We start from the raw sequence: 19,341 nt of genomic DNA, 5'->3' as shown, positions 1-19,341 counted from the left end.
ACAATCAACTCAACAAAACGTAACATCAAATAATGATATTAATGGCACTCTATTTTTACTGTTCAAGTTTCGTCGACGATAACATAGGCATATTAGTCTGTAATAATTGCTTAGACTTGTTAAAAATCTTCATGCCGTTTTGGCGCCCAGCACGACGGCGATGTTGTTCCTCAACCGGTAGCGCTAACTCTTCTTGACAAATTTTACTACAACATCCTGCCAATTTTTGCTGACAATGAGAGCACTGGATAAATAACAAATGGCACCCTGCATTTTTACAGTTTGTATGTGTATCACAGCGTTCACCACATTGATGGCAATGCGCGATGATATCATTCGAAATACGTTCCCCCATTCGTTCGTCAAAAACAAAATTTTTACCTTTAAATCTTAAAGCTAAGCCCTGCTCTTTCGCTTTACGAACATATTCAATAATCCCCCCCTCAACATGATAGACATGTTTAAAACCACTATAACGCATATACGCACTGGCCTTTTCACAACGGATCCCACCGGTGCAATACATAACAATATTTTTCTGTTTATCCTTTTGTAGCATATCAACAACCATTGGCAATTGTTCACGAAAAGTATCAGAAGGAACTTCTATCGCATTTTCAAAATGCCCCACTTCGTATTCATAATGATTACGCATATCAACAAAAAGTGTATTAGGATCATCAAGCATCTGATTAACCTGATCGGCTTGGAGATAGTGGCCTGTATTGGCTGGATTGAAATTCTCATCCTCAATGCCATCGGCGACTATACGCTGACGCACTTTCATCCGTAGTACCCAAAATGACTTACCATCATCTTCAAGTGCCACATTTAAACGTATTTGCTCTAATGCCGGATGAGCGTTAAATAACGTATTTTTAAAATCATCATAACGCTCAGTAGGTACACTGATTTGCGCATTTATCCCTTCATTAGCAACATAAACCCGGCCAAACACCCCTAATTTAACAAATTGACGATAGAGATGATCGCGGAATACCTGCGGCTCTGCCAAGGTAAAGTATCGATAAAAAGAAACCGTGGTGCGTGGCTTCGTTTCCAGCAACATGCGCGCTTTAAGTTCCTTATTAGAAATACGATTATGTAACACAGACATAGGGTGATTTCCTGTTTTTTCTGAGATGATTAATATTATTAGACTGCTCCTCTCCCTATTTGAGCGAGGATTTACGGCGAATTTTGCTAAAGTGCTTACGACATTGCTAAAATAGACTTCTTGCAACTCATACCCTTCGTCTTTGAAGCTGTTGGCTGCGGGTGTTCGCCTTAATGGTATGTCCACGCTCATCGGTCGGTCGCTGGCAGCCGAAGGCAACTTCAAAGACAAAGGGTATATACTCACTGTTAATTTATGATACTGAAAACATATGATACAACAACCCCCTCCTTTTAACCGTTCACTACTCCACCCACGCTATTGGCTCACCTGGTTCGGTCTAAGCCTTCTTTACCTGTTAGTACTGCTTCCCTACCCTGTCATTTATCGCTTCGGTACTTTGCTTGGGCGTTTTTCGATGCATTTTCTTAAAAGGAGGCTGTCTATTACACAAAGAAATCTAGCGCTTTGCTTTCCTGATATGTCTAAAACTGATCGTGATCAGCTAGTCAAAAAAAATTTTGAGGCCGCTGGACTCGGTTTATTCGAAACAGGCATGGCATGGTTTTGGCCAGATTGGCGTATTAAACGCTGGAGTTCGATTAGCGGGCTAGAACATCTTCAGCAAGCCAAATTAAAATATCAAAACCAAGGGGTATTACTGGTTGGCCTACATTTTTTCACCTTAGAACTAGGAGCACGTATTATTGGCATAAACATACCTGGCATTGGTGTTTACCGACCCCATAACAATAAAGTGATGGAGTGGATACAAACTTGGGGTAGGCTACGCTCTAATAAGGCAGTAATTGATCGTAAAGATCTCAAAGACATGGTGCGCAATCTAAAACAAGGCGAAATTATTTGGTATGCTCCAGATCATGACTATGGCCCGCGTAACAGCGTGTTTGTTCCTTTATTTGCCGTTGATCAGGCAGCAACCACCACCGGTAGCTATTTATTAATCAGTATGGCTAAAGCGGCAGTCATTCCCTTTACTCCACATCGTTTAGCTAATGGTAAGGGCTATCAGGTTATCATACAACCCGAAGTGGAAAATTTCCCGATAGGCAATAAAATAGAAACAGCAGCTTTTATGAATAAGCTGGTAGAAAAACAGATTATTGGCGCCATCGATCAATATATGTGGTTACACAGACGTTTTAAAACTCGACCAGCAGGGCAACCTTCGATGTATAATTAAAACCCTATTCTGTTCTGGTCAAGATGTATTGATTTAATTATTTAAATTAAATCTTTCTTTAACTTGCATTGACGCGTTTACGTGTATAATCCTATTTCATCCGGTATCAATACAATAGCTTTCATTCATCATTCTACCCATCCAGGAGCTCACCCACTTTGGACGCCATCACTATCAACAACCTTTTCTTGATTGGTGCAGCATTGGTGGGAGCGAGTATCTTACTGAGTTCATTATCGTCCCGCTTAGGCATTCCAATTTTGGTCATCTTCCTCGCTATCGGCATGTTAGCAGGAGGCGACGGCATTGGCGGCATACCCTTCGATAATTATCCTGTTGCTTATCTGGTAAGCAATTTAGCACTGGCGGTAATCTTACTCGACGGTGGTATGCGCACGCGAGCATCGTCGTTTCGGGTTGCATTGTGGCCAGCACTCTCACTGGCGACCATCGGTGTGGTCATTACCGCAGGTTTGACAGGATTGGCCGCCGCTTGGTTATTTAATTTAGATATTATTCAAGGCCTATTAATTGGCGCTATTATTGGTTCCACCGATGCCGCGGCGGTATTTTCTTTATTGGGCGGAAAAGGGCTCAATGAACGAGTCAGCGCGACTTTGGAGATCGAATCTGGCAGCAACGATCCCATGGCGGTTTTTCTGACTATTACCTTAATCGCCATGATTTCAGCCGGAGAAAGCCACTTAAGTTGGATATTTTTAGTTCATTTATTACAGCAATTTGGTTTAGGAATATTGATTGGTCTAGGCGGTGGTTTTCTTTTACTGTCACTCATCAACCGCATGGAACTGGCTAATGGACTTTATCCCCTGCTCGCCGTCAGCGGAGGGATTGCTATATTTGCCTTAACCACCGCAATCAATGGCAGCGGCATTCTAGCGGTATATCTTTGTGGATTAACATTAGGTAACCGACCCATACGTAACCGCTATGGTATCTTGCAAACATTCGATGGACTTGCTTGGCTCAGTCAAATAGGTATGTTTATTGTATTGGGTTTACTCCTTAATCCAAGTGAGTTATTGCTCATCGCTATCCCCGCGTTAATACTTTCCCTATGGATGATTTTATTCGCGCGACCCATTTCAGTTTTCATCGGATTATTGCCGTTTCGCAGTTTTAATCTCCGCGAACGCATCTTTATTTCGTGGGTGGGATTACGCGGCGCGGTGCCTGTCATTCTAGCGGTTTTCCCCATGATGGCAGGATTATCCAACGCACATTTATTTTTTAATGTGGCCTTTTTTGTCGTATTGGTATCTCTGTTACTGCAAGGAACCACTTTATCGTTTGCCGCACGTAAAACGAAACTGGTTGTGCCACCTGCACTCGCACCCGTTTCACGTGTCGGCTTAGACATTGATATTAATAATCAATGGGAACAGTTTGTTTATCAACTCAGCTCCGATAAATGGTGTATCGGAGCCGCGCTTCGTGATTTAGAAATGCCAAAAAAAACACGTATAGCAGCCCTATTTCGTGGCAAAGATCTACTACATCCCACCGGTAAAACTCGCTTAAAAGAAGGTGATATTTTATGTGTTATCGGCCATGAACATGATTTACCTGCCCTAGGTAAACTTTTTAGCAAAACACCGAGCATTCAGCTTGATGAACGATTTTTTGGTGATTTTATTCTAGAAGCCGATGCCAAACTGGAAGCAATCTCCCATATTTATGGCCTAAATTTAGAAGAAGGCGCCGATAACCAACAAACCCTAGGGCAATTTGTTATTCATCTGTTGGGAGGAAAACCGGTTATTGGTGATCAAGTTGAATGGGATGGTTTAATTTGGACCATTGCTGAAATGAACGCTGAGCGCGTTAGTAAAGTGGGTGTTAAAATCATCGCCAGCAAGGCATAGCAAGTGTAGTTTTTCTTTCATTAAGGTAATTCGGTGAATATTCAGGCACTTCTTTCAAATAAAATTAATCAGGCAATGATTGCCGCAGGGGCTTCCCCAGATACAGATGCTCAGGTTCGCCAATCGGCTAAACCGCAATTTGGCGATTATCAAGCTAATGCGGTGATGAGTGTCGCTAAAATGTTGAATATACCGCCTCGTCAATTGGCGGATAAAATCGTTCAACGGTTAGACCTAGCAGGTATCGCGCAAAAAATTGAAATCGCGGGGCCAGGTTTTATCAATATTTTTCTCGATCGGCAATGGTTGGCCACACAAGTTGACCACATATTAAAAGCGCCAAAATTAGGCCTCACCTCCGTCATACCACAAACCATTGTTATCGACTATTCAGCGCCCAATATCGCCAAAGAAATGCACGTCGGTCATCTTCGTTCCACCATCATCGGTGATGCCACGGCTCGCACACTCACATTGCTTGGGCATAATGTCATTCGTGCTAATCATGTCGGTGATTGGGGAACGCAATTTGGGATGTTAATTGCTTATTTAGAAAAAATGCAGCGTGAAAACGCCGATGATATGGCGCTATCCGATCTCGAAAAATTTTACCGGGCGGCAAAAAAAAATTACGACGAAGATAACGAATTTGCGCAACACGCGCGGGCGTATGTGGTGAAATTACAAGCGGGCGACGAACATTGCCGTAGCATGTGGCGCAAACTGGTTGACATCACGATGGAACAAAATCAACTGTCCTATCAACGTTTGCATGTCACACTCACCAAAGAAGACATAATGGGAGAAAGCCTCTATAACCCAATGCTACCGGGTATAATTACAGATCTAAAAACGAAAGGATTAGCGGTAGAGAGTAACGGCGCCACAGTGGTATTCGTCGGTGAATACAAAAACAAAAAAGGCGAGCCGATGGGCGTCATCGTCCAGAAAGAAGACGGTGGTTATCTTTATGCCACCACGGACATTGCCTGCGCCAAATACCGCTACCAAACGCTTGGTGCTGATAGGATCCTTTATTACACGGACTCTCGTCAACATCAGCATCTAACACAAATTTGGCAGATCGCGCGTCAAGCAGGTTATGTTCCCGAATCAATGCCCCTGGAGCATCATATGTTCGGTATGATGTTGGGTAAAGACGGTAAGCCTTTTAAAAGCCGCACAGGCGAGAACATAAAGCTAGCTGATCTCTTGGATGAAGCCATTGAACGCGCCGGTAAGTTGATTCGTGAAAAAAATCCAGACATATCCCCTCAAGAATTAAAACAGATCGCTGATGCTGTTGGTATCGGGGCGTTGAAATACGCCGATTTATCTAAAAATCGTACCACTGATTACATCTTCGATTGGGATAATATGTTAACTTTTGATGGCAACACCGCGCCTTATATTCAATATGCTTATACTCGAATCATTTCAATTTTTAAACGCGCTGCCATCGATGAAGAACATTTGAATTTACCGGTGATCATTACCGAAGATCGTGAGGCCGCATTAACAACGAGTTTATTGCAATTTGAAGAAATCATTACCACAGTTGCACGAGATGGCACGCCTCACGTTATGTGTAGCTATTTATATAATCTCGCCGTTTTATTCTCCAGCTTCTACGAACATTGCCCTATTTTAAATGCAGGCAACGAGCAAACTTGTCAAAGCCGCCTTAAACTTGCGCTGTTAACCGCTAAAACACTAAAACAAGGTTTAGATGTCTTAGGGATCCAAACGGTTGAAAAAATGTGATGAGCCTGTTTGAAATCTTCTTGAGCGGCGCTGATATAGCCGAATCAGTTTAATTTCATTCAAGGCGAAAGAACGCTACTGCGTGGTGTGAATTTGGCGTTACGCGGTGCTCGCAATCTTTTCTTTATTTCACGCGATAGTTCGAGAAAAATCGCGTGTTCTGAATCCTAATAATCCGAGCGCTAAAAAATAAGATCCCGCCCCCACAAACACCACGCCAGACAAACGCAGTAACCGATACAACATCCCATCATTATCCCAAGGGGGCATTAGCGATAAAGTCACGAGCAATACCATACACATTATCAATACGGCTATCAGTAATTTGCCCAAAAACATCCCCCAACCGGGTTGTGGTTGATAAATTTTTTGTTTACGTAATTGCCAATACAATAAACTGGCATTCACACAAGCGCCAAGACCGATAGATAATGACAACCCTGCATGTTGTAGAGGGGCAATCAAAAGTAAATTCATGATCTGTGTCGCAATTAAGCTAACAATAGCAACTCTGACTGGGGTTTTTATATCTTGGCGAGAATAAAACCCGGGAGCCAACACTTTAACCACTATCAAACCCATTAAACCGACGGAATAAGCCACCAGCGCTCGTTGTGTCATCAGTGCATCAAACGCACTAAATTGACCATATTGAAATAAAACGATTATCAGTGGCTTAGCGATAATAGCTAACGCCATAGTACAGGGTAATGCCAGCAAAAAACAAAGGCGTAATCCCCAATCCATTAAACGCGAATAGGCATTATGATCACCGGCGGAAAAACTTTTCGCTAACGAAGGCAATAAGATAGTCCCTAACGCCACGCCTAACACCCCAGCGGGAAATTCCATGAGACGATCCGCATAATACATCCAAGAAACAGAGCCTGAGACCAAAAAAGAAGCAAAAATAGTATTAATGATCAACGAAATCTGGCTAACAGAAACCCCGAAAATAGCAGGTCCCATTTGTCTGATTACCCGCCACACTCCAACATTACGCAAATCTAATCGCGGTAATACCAGCATGCCTATTTTTTTCAAATACGGTAATTGATAACCCAATTGCAGCACACCACCTAATACCACAGCCCAGGCCAATGCTAACACTGGCGGTTGAAAATAGGGGGCAGCAAATAAAGCAAAACCAATCATGCTGATATTTAAAAAAGCCGGGGCAAAAGCCGGAATAGAAAAACGGTTCCAGGTATTGAGGATCGCAGCAACTAATGAAGCGAGTGAGATCAACAAAATATAAGGAAAAGTGATACGTAATAATGCAGACGTCAGCATAAATTGATCGGGAGTATCGACAAAACCGGGAGCTGTGATAAAAATAATCCAAGGTGCCGCCAACATACCCAATACGGTAACCATTGCTAGCACCAATGTTAATAATCCCGCCACATAAGCGACAAAAGTGCGAGCCGCCTCTTCTCCTTGCTGGCTCTTATATTCAGCCAGAATAGGAACAAACGCCTGTGAAAACGCCCCTTCAGCAAAAATACGGCGCAACAAATTGGGCAATTTAAAAGCCACAAAAAAAGCATCGGTAGTCATACCTGCACCGAAGACTCTTGCCAAAACCGCATCACGGATGAAGCCCAATACACGTGAGAACATAGTCATAGAACTCACTGTCGCCAAAGATTTTAGTAGATTCATATTTTCCAATGTAGTGCTAATAGTTCACCGATGCATCTCATCTCAAGGCGATCAGTCTGATTCGGCTATAGAACTTTCTGTGGGCTTTCATATCAGGCATAATGCGCTCACGGCAGTCTATACCCAATGAATTTCGAGTTACGGCAAGGGGGTGAGACCGATGAGCGTAGATAGACTACGTGATTCGGCGAGCGCCCGCAGCCAACGCCGCCGTAACTTGAAAGGCGATGGGTATAATGCCCATTAATCACCCCGCTATTAAAAGCATTTCTTTACATGAGATGATAATGAAAAAATTACTTTATGTTGCGCTGGCGCTGCTTTTTGCCGTAATAATGATAAATTATAAATCGTTGATGCAATATAGCATCAGTGAACAAAAAATTAATCAGGCTTTACAACGTCAGAACAATTATCAAAAACAAATCGGGCTTCCTGGCCTACTTGATGCCCAAATAACCCTTAGTCAATTAAAAAGCCAAATTGGGCACACTGCGCCAAACGAAATACAACTCACCGCTAATGCTAAAGTGGTTATTGGCTCGCTGTTAGGATCACAAAATGCAGACATTACACTTACGTTGAAAACCCAACCATTATTTGATGGTGACAAAGGCGCTATCTTTCTCAAAGAGATCACTTTAACCGATTATGTTGTACAGCCGGAACAAATGGGATCGGCCATAAAAATGCTCATACCCTACCTCAATCAATCATTAAAATTATATTTTAATCAACAGCCTGTTTACGTGCTTAATGCAGATAAAAGCACCGCAGAAGCCATCGCCAAAAAACTGGCTAAAGGGCTAGAAGTCAAACCAGGAGAATTGATCATTTCTTTTGTTAAAAAATAGCCTATTCAAAATCTTCTTTATACCCCATGAATTTCGAGTTACGGCAAGGCGACAATCAATCGAATCGGTACATGACAGAGGATGAGAGATCGCTGCCAACGCCACCGTAACTTGAAAGGCGAAGGGTATAGCGCTAAGAATGTACTGGCATAAATCACACCTTACTTTGGCAGTCGATTGGATGGTAAACTAGCGTCATAACCACCTATTACAGCATTTTGTAGAGAGTCATAATGTCCAAAGAAGATGAGCGGCAAACAGCGCGCATCGATAGCTTGATCACGCCACAACAGCTGACAACGGAATTACCGACTTCTGACGCTATCACCGATAACGTGACAACGTCACGCAATCGGATCAAAAAAATTCTAACAGGAGAAGAGCGGCGTCTATTAGTTGTTATTGGCCCCTGCTCTATTCATGATCCTCAGTCAGCCTTCGACTATGCTACCCGTCTTTCTGTACTACGCAATCAGTATCAAGATCGATTGGAAATCGTGATGCGAACTTATTTCGAAAAACCTCGTACCGTTGTTGGCTGGAAAGGTATGATTTTTGATCCGCAACTGGATGGCAGTTATAACGTTAATCAAGGCCTCCGATCAGCCAGAGATTTATTAATAAAAATAAATGAGCTAGGTTTACCCACCGCGACCGAATTCTTAGATATGTTCACCGGCCAATATATTGTCGATTTGATCAGTTGGGGAGCCATTGGTGCGCGTACAACAGAGAGCCAAACCCACCGAAAAATGGCTTCATCCCTGCCCTGTCCAATTGGTTTTAAAAACGGCACTGACGGTAATGTTGATATCGCCATTGATGCCGTACGGGCTGCACGCAATCGTCATGTATTACTATCGCCCGATCACAGAGGCCAAATGGCAATATACCAAACATCAGGCAACCAGTCGGGTCATATCATTTTACGAGGAGGACAAAAACCAAACTATTACCCAACTGATATTAGTGCCGCTTGTCAGAAATTACGGAAATGTCAATTATCGCCCTATTTGATGGTTGATGTCAGTCACGGCAATTGTGAAAATGACTATTGTAACCAGCTAAAGGTAGCAAAAAACATAGGCCATCAAATCCGCTCGTGCCACTCAGGCCGATCAGCAATAGTCGGTGTAATGGTAGAAAGTTTTATAAAGGAAGGGGCGCAGGAAATCACTGCTGGAAAAACCTTAACATATGGACAATCTATCACTGATCCTTGTTTAAATTGGGAAGATAGCGAGAAATTGCTAGCCGAATTGGCTGACGCAGTTAACACAAATTTTTGAGTATTTTTGTCAAGCAATGCTGGCTATATATGATTCGGGCGAACACCCGCAGCCAACAACACAACGGCTTCAAAGGCAAAGGATATAGAACTATCGGAGTTATAGCCGAATCAGTTTAATTTGATTCAAGGCGGAGGAGTGCAGACAGTACAAATAGTACGGCAAGCGACGACAACGCAGAATCAAATTAAACTGATTTGGCTATATGTTTAACGCTATAAATCGTCCCCTGTCCTAGCAGAGGGAGCACCGGGATCTGGCGACTGGTTGCCTGCTGCGCTGCCGCCTGGCGCAAAAGATGGAGTGCTTTCAGAAGGATTGCTCATTGCCTGAGTTGGCGGTGGGAAACCTTGATCCGAAAGGAAAGCATCAATAGCCCACATGTCATCACTCCCCACACTTCCTTGATTTTTAATCCGAGCATATTTAAAAGCACTAATCAGAAAATGGCAAGCGGCTAATTCTTTCGAACCCTCAGCCGTCTCTAGCAGAAGCTTGGCATCATTATTCTTTACAGAGTGAACTGACAGGGATGAGGCAACATTTTCCTGCGAAGAGGATGTATTTCCATCTGATTGAGCAGATCCGGATTTAGTACTTGCTAATCCGATCCCTGATAATGGTAAAATTTGGCTGCTACCTCAAGGTGTCTAACTTTCGCAGGTGCTGGAATGCACTGCCCAAAAATCTACCGTACAGAAAAAACAAGAAGAAGAAAATACAAAAAGGAATTAATATTATCGCCGAATTTTTTTATTTGGAAAAGATGATATTTACTGGATGTAAGAAGTCATTATAAAAGGAAAATTTATAACCTATTCTGAATTTATTTTACACGATACTATTTTATTGAAAATGCGTTTAAAATATTGTAAGCACGTAAAAAGTAGCACCTCAATTAGCCTAGATATTTTTATTTATTAGCAAAGAAGTAATATAAAAAATATCTTTTTTATATATTGAATTATAGTTAACAAAAATATAGAGAGCCATAGTATGAATATCACGATAAAGAATTCTGTTTTTAATATTAACGATACTTAATTTGCAGATAGTAATATTTCCTCTACACAAAAAAATGCAACTACTCCTGAAAAGATAGGAATATTCAGTTCTCAATTACATGCTCCTCCTCTACGATTAAATCCATTAGCACTGTCTTTTCCTAGGTCAACTCAGCCTTCACCTTACGAGCAAAAAAGGCTAATGAATTTTACAACGGAGTAACTCGATTAGCAGAATCAATGGCGTTAATGCCTGCGAAGAATTCTTCTTTATTGCCCTCGGTGAAGATCCCCCGTTTTATGTATTCACCTTTAGGAATATTGGTTGGAGTCGCGGCGCTAGCTAACATGTGGTAATAATTTAGAGCATGATAATAGACTATCTTGTAAAAACCACTGGAGCGCAAATGCCAGGTTCCGTGGTGCATGATAGCCGAATCAATCTAATTTTATTCAAAGCGGAGCGGAGCACAGACAGTACAAATAGTACAGCAAGCGATGACAACACAGAATCAAGTTAAAATGATTTAGCTATAACTAATCCTGCTACTATTTAGTCTGTATTTGATATTCGCTGATGGTTATCTGACTCAATTGTATTATTTGGATATTGTGCTGTAGCAATCCAGGCGCTACAAAACAAAGTCAAGCGTGCAAAAAAATAGAAAAATGCCATTAGCCCAAGTATTGGGCCAAAAACTGCGCCAGAAGGAGAACTGGTAAGATAAGGTAACATCATCGTCATAACAAACTTAATGATCTCAAAGCCGAGTGCGGCAATAAGAGTACCTCGTAATAAAGCTTTTTTTTGAGGATGATGACGAGGCAGTATCCATAAAATCCAAATAAACAATAAACAGTTGGCTGTAATAGAAATAGCTAAAGTGACTAAGGTCATAAGTGGTCGTAACCATTCAATTCCATTTAAACCCAGCGTATTTATAATCATCACTTGCGCTGAACCGGCAATCGAAGTCAGTGAGAGTGTAATGATTAAGGCTATCAGCAAACCAATAAGCGAGATAAAATCTTTGATATAACGGAAATAAAACTTTTCTTTATCATCACTGCTCCGTTCCCAGACATCACGCGATTGAGCACGGATAGCTTCACGTAATAAACTACCTATCCAACTGATTCCAGAATAAAGAGCAATAGACAGACCGGTTAAGCCAACAGTGGTACGTTGTTTCACCGCAGTATTGACGATATTCTTCAGCGTAGTTGCCAGCGTGGGATCACTCACGCTATTAACGATTTTTTCAATTAATTCGGTCAATAAGAAAGGATTGGAAGCTAAAAAAAAACCTGTAACAGCAAAAGATAGCATTAACATTGGAATTAAAGATAAAACCGAAAAATAAGTGATGGCAGCCCCGAATTGGCTACCCAGCCGATCGTTAAAACGATCGACAGCACGTATAATATGCGCCACAGGCGGATAAGTTTTTATATACTGATTGAGTTGGACAAAGACCACTTGTTTATTTTTTAGCATACGAGGGTTTAACCCGTTTGGATATCGATGATAATTGGTGATTTATCCCCTTTGCCTTTAAAGCCGCCGTGTTGTTAGCGGCGGCGGCTCGCCGAATCACGTAATGTCTAGCTCATCGGTCTCACATTCTGGCCGCCTAGCGGCAACTTCAAAGACGAAGGATATACACTCCTGGGATTCGACTGATTGCCACCTTGCCGTAACTCGAAATTCATTAGACCTCTTCGGAAACCTACTGCGTGACGCGGATCCTGCGTTGCCCGGTGCGCGCAATCCTCATGTACTCTGTGTTAACGAAGGTTGCTGTGCGCCGGACGCCTTGACTCCGCATAACGAACTACGGTTTCCAAAGAGGTCTATTGGGATACGCTCATCGGTCTCACGCCCTAACCGCCTAGCGGCAATTTGAAGGACTGCGGATATAAGTAGAGATCAAACCTATGATTTTTAGTGAGAATCCTTGCTTGTGCACAGATCCCAGCTAAAGGAGGTGCATAAGCAGGGCGTTTAACCACTACCCGCTTGAGTGCTAAGGCACAAGCAGGCGCTAATAAATTATCCGCATCTTCATCGGCGCCTACTAATGACTGGAAAATACGCATTTCTTTTTTTACCAATGCACTTTTGGCACGGGGAGGATACATAGGGTCAAGATACACCACATCCGGCCGGGAGACTGTGTTAGCTAGATCTGTCAAAAGACTAGTAAAACTGGATGCATGCAGTAAGGTCATTCTTTCACGTAACCACAAACCAATTTCGGCATCTTGATAGCCACGTTGCAAACCATCGTCTAGCAGTGCAGCAACAACTGGATGCCGTTCCAGCATTTTGACATTACAACCCAATGAAGCTAACACAAAAGCATCTCGTCCGAGTCCTGCCGTTGCGTCTACTACCGTTGGCCGATAATTTTTTTTGATACCTACAGCTTTAGCTACCGCTTCACTCCGCCCTCCGCCGAAACAACGCCGGTGCGCCATAGTCCCAGAAACAAAATCCACATAAATGCCATGTAGCTTTTTTTCATCTCTTTTACGTAGTTCAAGTCTATCAGGCGTTAGCACCAATGCCATAATAGCCTTATCGTCGGAAGTGATCCCCCAACGCTCAGCTAACGTTGATAAGGCTTTGGGATCAACATCTGGCTCGCATAATAAACAAATATTCATCTTACTCATGTCGATTCTACAGCACTCGCTTGGGCTGATATACCCTTCGCCTTTCAAGTTACGGCGGCGTTGGCTGCGGGTGCTCGCCGAATCACGTAGTATGTCTACTCTCATCGGTCTCACACCCTTGCCGTAACTCGAAATTCATTGGGTATACACGCAGCTCTTATCCGCTAAACACAAACGGCGGAAGACACAATTGTTAAATAACGTTATTTTGGATAGCGCTATTTTTTACATCATCATATTGAATACCGTAATCACGCAGCATTGCATCTAACCGCGGCTCACGTCCCCGAAAGCGCTTGAATAAAATCATAGGCTCTTCCGAACCACCAAGCGATAAAATATTCTCGAGAAAAGATTGCCCGGTAACAGAATTAAAAATCCCTTCTTCTTTAAAACGGGAAAAAGCATCGGCTGATAAAACTTCCGCCCATAAATAGCTGTAATAACCAGCCGCATATCCCCCGGAAAAAATATGATTGAAAGAGTGTGGAAAACGTCCCCAGGTTGGCGCCGGAGTGATTGCTACTTTTTTTCTCACTTCATTCAAAATGGGTAGAATTTGCGCCCCTTTCACCGGATCATATTCATAATGCATACGGAAATCGAATAGACCTAATTCTAATTGACGCAAAATAAATAGTCCCGCGTGATAATTTTTCACGGCCAATAATTTGTCGAGCATCTCTTGAGGCAAAGGTTCCTGTGTTTGATAATGACCAGAAATAAATGCTAATGCTTGCGGTTCCCAGCACCAATTTTCCATAAATTGGCTAGGTAATTCCACTGCATCCCAAGGCACTCCATTGATACCAGATACACCAGAAATATCAATTTTAGTGAGCATATGATGCAGGCCATGACCAAATTCATGAAAGAGGGTGACCACTTCATCATGGGTAAATAAGGCTGGCGTATCACCTACAGGGCCATTAAAATTACAGGTCAAATAGGCCACTGGTTTTTGCCATTCACCATTGGATAAACGAAAGCTATCGACACAACTATCCATCCAGGCTCCATTTCGTTTATTTTCGCGGGCGTAAAGATCTAAATAAAAACTGCCGCACAATGCTCCATTAGCATCGAACAAATCGAAGAAGCGGACATCTGGATGCCACACATCGACACCTTGCCGCTCTTTAGTATCAGTACCATAAATTCGTTTGACTACTTCAAAGAGGCCTTTCAGTACGCCCTCTACAGGAAAATATGGGCGCAGTTGTTCATCGTTGATTGAGAATAAATATTGTTTTTGTTTTTCCGCATAATAGGTGATATCCCAAGCTGCCAGTTCGCTAACATCATCCTGTTGCTTAGCGAACACACGTAACTGTGCTAGCTCCTTTTCCGCTTGTGGACGAGCGCGTTTTGCCAAATCGGTTAAAAAACGCAGTACTTCCTGTGGATTATCCGCCATCTTGGTTGCCAGTGATTTATCCGCATAGCTGGCAAACCCTAGCAATTGCGCCAGTTCGTGACGCAACCCCAGCATCTCCTCCATGATTTCATTGTTATCCCATTTACCGGCATTTGGCCCTTGATCCGAGGCACGGGTAGTAAATGCAGAATACATTTCTTTCCGTAGTTCTGAATTATCAGCATAAGTCAAAACTGGCAAATAACTTGGCATATCTAGCGTGAATAACCAACCTTCCTGCTGTTTAGCTTCTGCCATCATCTTTGCTGCGGCTAAGGCGCTTTCTGGCAGGCCTTTTAATTGATTAATATCGGTAATTAATTTGCTCCAACCCATAGTTGCATCGAGTACATTATTACTATAGGTAGAAGCAAGTTCAGATAAACGAGCGGCGATTTTTCCGTAACGTTCTTGTTGCTCAGGTGCGAGGTCAATACCTGATAATTTGAAATCCCGTAGCATGTTTTCAACGACTTTACGCTGTGCTGCATTCAGATCAGAAAAGGTTGGCCCTGTTTGCAAGCTAAGATAGGCTTGATATAGTTTTTTGTGCTGCCCTAGCCATGTACTGAATTCAGATAACAATGGTAAACATTGTTCGTAGGCCTCTCGTAACGCTACATTATTTTTTACCGCATTCAGATGACTAACGGGAGACCAAAGGCATGAAAGTCGATTATCAAGCTCAGCAAGTGGTTGACAGAGATTGTCCCAAACAAAAGGATCTGGATGCGCGACTATATTGTCGACTGCTTGGCGGCACTCTTCCAACACGGCCTGTACCCTGGATACAATGTTTTCTGGATGAATGGCTGAAAACTGTGGCAAAGGTGAAGTTAACGACAAATTTGTCATGAAACGATCCTAGTAATTTTTACAGGTAAAAAAATAAACGTTGTTAGAGATTTCTTCCACTCTGACCTTTGTCAAGAAAGGTTAACAATACGTATTTACTTTATGTAGAAGGTGCCTTTTTATCGATTTTTTGTCTTGGAGCCTGTTCGAAATCTCTTATGCTCGCTGATACTTTAGATTACTTGCATAACCTACTGCGTGGTGTAAATTCTGTGTTGCGCCGTGCGCCTTGACTTCACTCCCTTCACTACGGTTTTGCATAGAAAAACTGCATTTTTTTGCTTATGGATCCTCGTCTTAACACCGGTTCAAAGAAGATTTCAAACTGGCTCTTAGCATCGGCGATTACTCCCCGCCCGCATTCGGCAAAGGGTTACGCGAATGTTGCTAAAGAATATTTCGTATTAAGCCGCTAGAATGGAATTTCATCATCAAATGTGGCTATAGGCTCTTGAGGGCGCTTCGGTTTTATATCCGAATCCAAACGTGAAGGCTTGTTATCGCTAAACGATTGGCCACTATCGAATGTGGGTGCCGTTGCATTTTCTCCATGACTTATTGAAGAGGTTGATTCAGAAGAAGAAACTCCTCCTCCTTGACGTCCGCCTAGCATTTGCATGGTACCACCAACATTAACCACTACTTCGGTGGTATAACGATCCTGGCCGCTCTGATCTTGCCATTTACGTGTTTGCAAAGTACCTTCAATGTAGACTTGTGAACCTTTCCGTAAGTATTCGCCTGCAACTTCTGCCAATTTACCGAACAGAACGACCCGATGCCACTCTGTTTTTTCTTTTTGCTCACCCGTTGCTTTATCACGCCAACTTTCGGAAGTGGCTAAGGTGATGTTGGTAACTGCATTACCATTCGGCATGTAACGAACTTCTGGATCTTGACCCAAATTTCCGACCAAAATTACTTTGTTGACGCCTCTACTGGCCATGTTCGCTCTCCGGATGAAGTATATTTTTTAGTATAAGTGACTCAGTTTAACATGTGAAAGCCTAAAAAACATAAGTGTTCATAATTGCGAAGCGGGTAGCAATTCGATATGTAAACTCGAGTCTACTATAATCAATAAACGATAATGCCCCCAACTTGTATTAAGATATACATCCGCATTTTAAGAGAGGATAGTCATGGCGTTAATAGAGATGGCTTGTTGATTTTGCTCACAAATGAAGTCGGTTCATCAACATGGAAAGGATGATACATGCAATCCACGTTACACCCTTCTCCTAGAGGTGACTTGAATAACTGTGGGTATATCACCACCCTGAGAGTAGGTTTCCGAAGAGGTCTATTTTAAAAATAAATCAGCAAGGAACGACTGGAATATCAATACCTGTTATCAAAATAAAAATTTACCCACACTGCCTAGGTAAATGTCCATTGGGAAAAATATGAAAAAAATTATTTTTATCACTTTATCTTTAGCATTAGCTGGCTGCACATCCCAAAATATGCCAGTCAATAAAATATTTCCTTTGGATAGATACGATCAAAATGTTGATTCGTGGATACCTCCTAATAAGAAAATTATAATATCCCTATATTGACTGAAACATCACAACATTCTGCGTTTTTATCTCTTAAATCCCGTTATTTCGGGGTTTCAGCAAACGATGAATCACCCTGGAATCCGATTTTTATTAAGAAAAAATTAGCGGCGACAGGCGAAAATTTTAGAGAAAGATCTTATTTTTGGAAAACAGAGCTGAAAAAAAATACAACGATTGATATTTATGAACAATTTAATGCTGACAATAGAGCGATCATGATTACTGAGTCCTCAGTAAGAATGCTCCCAACAACCACCCCAGCATTTTATGATTTCAAAAAGGCAGGGGAAGGTTATCCATTTGATATATTACAGGATTCATCCATCCGCCCTGGTACGCCTGTCTATATCTTCGGGGAAAGTAAAGATAAAGCCTGGAAGTTGATTATTTCTCCCGCAGTGATGGGATGGGTAAAAAGTGATGATTTAGCTAAAACAAATGAAACATTTATTTCACAGTGGATAGCCTATGCCGAACAAAACTTGGGCGCCTTTACCAAAGAGCCTGTATCGGTTATTGATTCTAAAGGAAACAGTTGTCGTAACAAACGTAACGTATGCTGTTGATGATGCAAATCCAGTGCAGAAGTGGGTTCATCAAGAAATAAACAACAGGGGGTGGGACGAGGATGCCAAAGTTGAGCTAATGCTCTTGCTAGCTGTACTCGTTGTTGCTCTCCAACCGACAATTTTCGATAGTCACGACTGGCCAGCGTTTTACAATCGGTTTGCTCCATCACCTGTTGTATTATTTTTTGCTGCTCGATCTTTGTTTGTTCACCGTGGGGCGCTCGCCCCATAGGCCACCACCTGTTCAACAGTAAATGGGAATTCTAGCGCGCTAGACTGAGGCATTAGAGCACGAATTTTAGCTAATAGAGGGAGCGACCAATGATGCGAAGGTTTATCAAAAAGGTAACAAGTTCCACTATCAGCAGATAAATAACCACTCAATAAACGCAGCAAGGTAGATTTCCCTGCGCCATTTAGTCCAATAATGGCAACTATTTCACCGCTATTGATATGCAGAGAGACATTTTTAATTAGATTACATTTACCAACATGATAATAAAGATGTTGTGCTTGGATTAACACCGGATTATCCAAAAACCTATTCTCTAATAAGTTTGCGATCAAAGAATTATCCACTAAGCGGTTCCTGTTGGCGTAATATTAGCCATAAAAAATAGGGGCCGCCTATCAAACTGGTAATCAACCCAACTGGCATTTCTGACGGTGCGACTAAAGTTCGCGCTAAAGTATCGGCACTGAGGAGTAAGCAAGCCCCGCCTAAAGCGGCACCAGGCAATAACCAACGGTGATCGGCACCTAAATGCATTCGGATCAAATGTGGAATAACTAAGCCAATAAAACCAATAATACCACTCAACGCGACAGCAGTACTGACCAATAAAGTGCTGAGTAAGAGAAATCGGCTTTTCGTTTGCTGGGTATTAATACCAAGATAATGAGCTTCCTCATCACCAAGTTGCAATAAATTGAGTTTATGCGCTTGTAATAGTGTGATTACCATGGTTGGAATAATAAATGCGGCGGCGAGTCCTAACATAGGCCACTGAACTTGACTCAGGCTGCCCATCATCCATAAAGAAAATTGGCGCAGTTGCTGATCATTACTAAAATAGCTCAAAATACCAACAGCAGCACCACAGAGCGCATTAGACCTCTTCGGAAACTATCATTTATCTAATTTCCATATTATAAATTGCAGCAATCAGATTAAATCTTAATCCAAAACGTTTTCGCCTGTTTCGATAACGGTCTGATACAATTTTAAATCTTTTAATCATACCAATGACATGTTCGTTTAATACACGCTGGCTTGATAACGCACGATTGTTGCGTTTATCTTCTTTTGTTAAGGGATTTTTCTTTGTCTTTTTCTTAGGCAACGCCGAGTTTGAATGAATCTTGCCAAGCCCTTGGTAACCTGTATCGGTAACTGTTTTGATGTCAGGATGTATTCGCACACCAGACTCCTTAAACAACCTAAAATCATGGCGCCTCCCATTCGTAAAGCTT

At 42.1% G+C, this 19,341-nt stretch carries 13 protein-coding genes and 3 pseudogenes; 6 read left to right on the top strand and 10 right to left on the bottom strand.

The genetic code is table 11. From position 1 onward, the window contains the following. Positions 1 to 55: 55 nt before the first annotated feature. Positions 56 to 1,117, bottom strand: coding sequence for an oxygen-dependent tRNA uridine(34) hydroxylase TrhO (gene trhO / locus REG_RS03655; protein WP_039907214.1), 1,062 nt, complete (start codon positions 1,115 to 1,117; stop codon positions 56 to 58). Between the two features lie 271 nt (positions 1,118 to 1,388). Here trhO and lpxL point away from each other — a divergent pair, with 271 nt between their 5' ends. The 3 genes from lpxL to argS all read left to right on the top strand — a co-directional run bounded on the left by lpxL (position 1,389) and on the right by argS (position 5,971). Then, on the top strand, positions 1,389 to 2,321 hold the full coding sequence (gene lpxL, locus REG_RS03650) for an LpxL/LpxP family Kdo(2)-lipid IV(A) lauroyl/palmitoleoyl acyltransferase (protein WP_006704511.1): 933 nt from the start codon (positions 1,389 to 1,391) through the stop codon (positions 2,319 to 2,321). 158 nt (positions 2,322 to 2,479) lie between these two features. Continuing rightward, complete coding sequence (locus REG_RS03645) at positions 2,480 to 4,207, top strand: potassium/proton antiporter (protein WP_006704510.1); 1,728 nt, start codon at positions 2,480 to 2,482, stop codon at positions 4,205 to 4,207. A 33-nt stretch (positions 4,208 to 4,240) separates the two neighbouring features. Next, on the top strand, positions 4,241 to 5,971 hold the full coding sequence (gene argS / locus REG_RS03640) for an arginine--tRNA ligase (RefSeq protein ID WP_006704509.1): 1,731 nt from the start codon (positions 4,241 to 4,243) through the stop codon (positions 5,969 to 5,971). A gap of 129 nt (positions 5,972 to 6,100) precedes the next feature. Here argS and murJ read toward each other — a convergent pair whose 3' ends face one another. Beyond that, a complete protein-coding gene (gene murJ / locus REG_RS03635; protein WP_039907212.1) occupies positions 6,101 to 7,636 on the bottom strand; it encodes a murein biosynthesis integral membrane protein MurJ in 1,536 nt (511 codons plus the stop codon). A 287-nt stretch (positions 7,637 to 7,923) separates the two neighbouring features. Here murJ and REG_RS03630 point away from each other — a divergent pair, with 287 nt between their 5' ends. Together REG_RS03630 and REG_RS03625 are read left to right on the top strand one after the other, a co-directional pair. After that, positions 7,924 to 8,490: a lipoprotein gene (locus REG_RS03630; RefSeq protein WP_039907322.1), complete on the top strand. Its 567-nt coding sequence runs from the start codon at positions 7,924 to 7,926 to the stop codon at positions 8,488 to 8,490. 233 nt (positions 8,491 to 8,723) lie between these two features. Further along, entirely contained in the window at positions 8,724 to 9,779 is a 1,056-nt protein-coding gene (locus REG_RS03625; protein ID WP_006704506.1) for a 3-deoxy-7-phosphoheptulonate synthase, read from the top strand. Between the two features lie 1,213 nt (positions 9,780 to 10,992). Here the strand turns inward: REG_RS03625 and REG_RS13685 are convergent. The 5 genes from REG_RS13685 to REG_RS03605 all read right to left on the bottom strand — a co-directional run bounded on the left by REG_RS13685 (position 10,993) and on the right by REG_RS03605 (position 16,680). After that, complete coding sequence (locus tag REG_RS13685) at positions 10,993 to 11,211, bottom strand: hypothetical protein (RefSeq protein WP_141553609.1); 219 nt, start codon at positions 11,209 to 11,211, stop codon at positions 10,993 to 10,995. 125 nt (positions 11,212 to 11,336) lie between these two features. Continuing rightward, a complete protein-coding gene (yhjD, locus tag REG_RS03620; RefSeq protein ID WP_006704505.1) occupies positions 11,337 to 12,281 on the bottom strand; it encodes an inner membrane protein YhjD in 945 nt (314 codons plus the stop codon). 386 nt (positions 12,282 to 12,667) lie between these two features. Continuing rightward, positions 12,668 to 13,462: a 16S rRNA (guanine(1516)-N(2))-methyltransferase RsmJ gene (rsmJ, locus tag REG_RS03615; RefSeq protein WP_039907320.1), complete on the bottom strand. Its 795-nt coding sequence runs from the start codon at positions 13,460 to 13,462 to the stop codon at positions 12,668 to 12,670. Between the two features lie 193 nt (positions 13,463 to 13,655). After that, positions 13,656 to 15,734 (bottom strand): oligopeptidase A, encoded by a 2,079-nt coding sequence (gene prlC / locus REG_RS03610; protein WP_006704503.1) that lies wholly within the window; start codon positions 15,732 to 15,734, stop codon positions 13,656 to 13,658. 412 nt (positions 15,735 to 16,146) lie between these two features. Beyond that, positions 16,147 to 16,680, bottom strand: a complete 534-nt coding sequence (locus REG_RS03605; RefSeq protein WP_006704502.1) for a single-stranded DNA-binding protein — start codon at positions 16,678 to 16,680, stop codon at positions 16,147 to 16,149. Between the two features lie 834 nt (positions 16,681 to 17,514). Here REG_RS03605 and REG_RS14055 point away from each other — a divergent pair. Continuing rightward, the gene (locus REG_RS14055; protein ID WP_311317245.1) at positions 17,515 to 17,865 is read left to right on the top strand and encodes an SH3 domain-containing protein; all 351 of its coding nucleotides are present in this window, start codon (positions 17,515 to 17,517) and stop codon (positions 17,863 to 17,865) included. Here the strand turns inward: REG_RS14055 and REG_RS11885 are convergent. From REG_RS11885 to REG_RS03585, 3 pseudogenes are all read right to left on the bottom strand, one after another. Next, a pseudogene (locus REG_RS11885) lies at positions 17,832 to 18,405 on the bottom strand (ATP-binding cassette domain-containing protein); the annotation flags it as partial. The gene REG_RS14055 and the pseudogene REG_RS11885 sit on opposite strands and share 34 nt — an antisense overlap. 34 nt (positions 18,406 to 18,439) lie before the next feature. Continuing rightward, positions 18,440 to 18,979, bottom strand: a pseudogene (locus REG_RS03590) (FecCD family ABC transporter permease); the annotation flags it as partial. Positions 18,980 to 19,001: 22 nt separating this feature from the next. Then, positions 19,002 to 19,341 (bottom strand): annotated as a pseudogene (locus tag REG_RS03585) (IS5-like element ISRein1 family transposase); the annotation flags it as partial.

The organism is Candidatus Regiella insecticola LSR1 (assembly GCF_000143625.1).
Taxonomy (GTDB): Bacteria; Pseudomonadota; Gammaproteobacteria; order Enterobacterales; family Enterobacteriaceae; genus Regiella; species Regiella insecticola.
The sequence above is the reverse complement of the archived record's forward strand: the minus strand, read 5'-3'. Positions and strand labels throughout refer to the sequence as shown.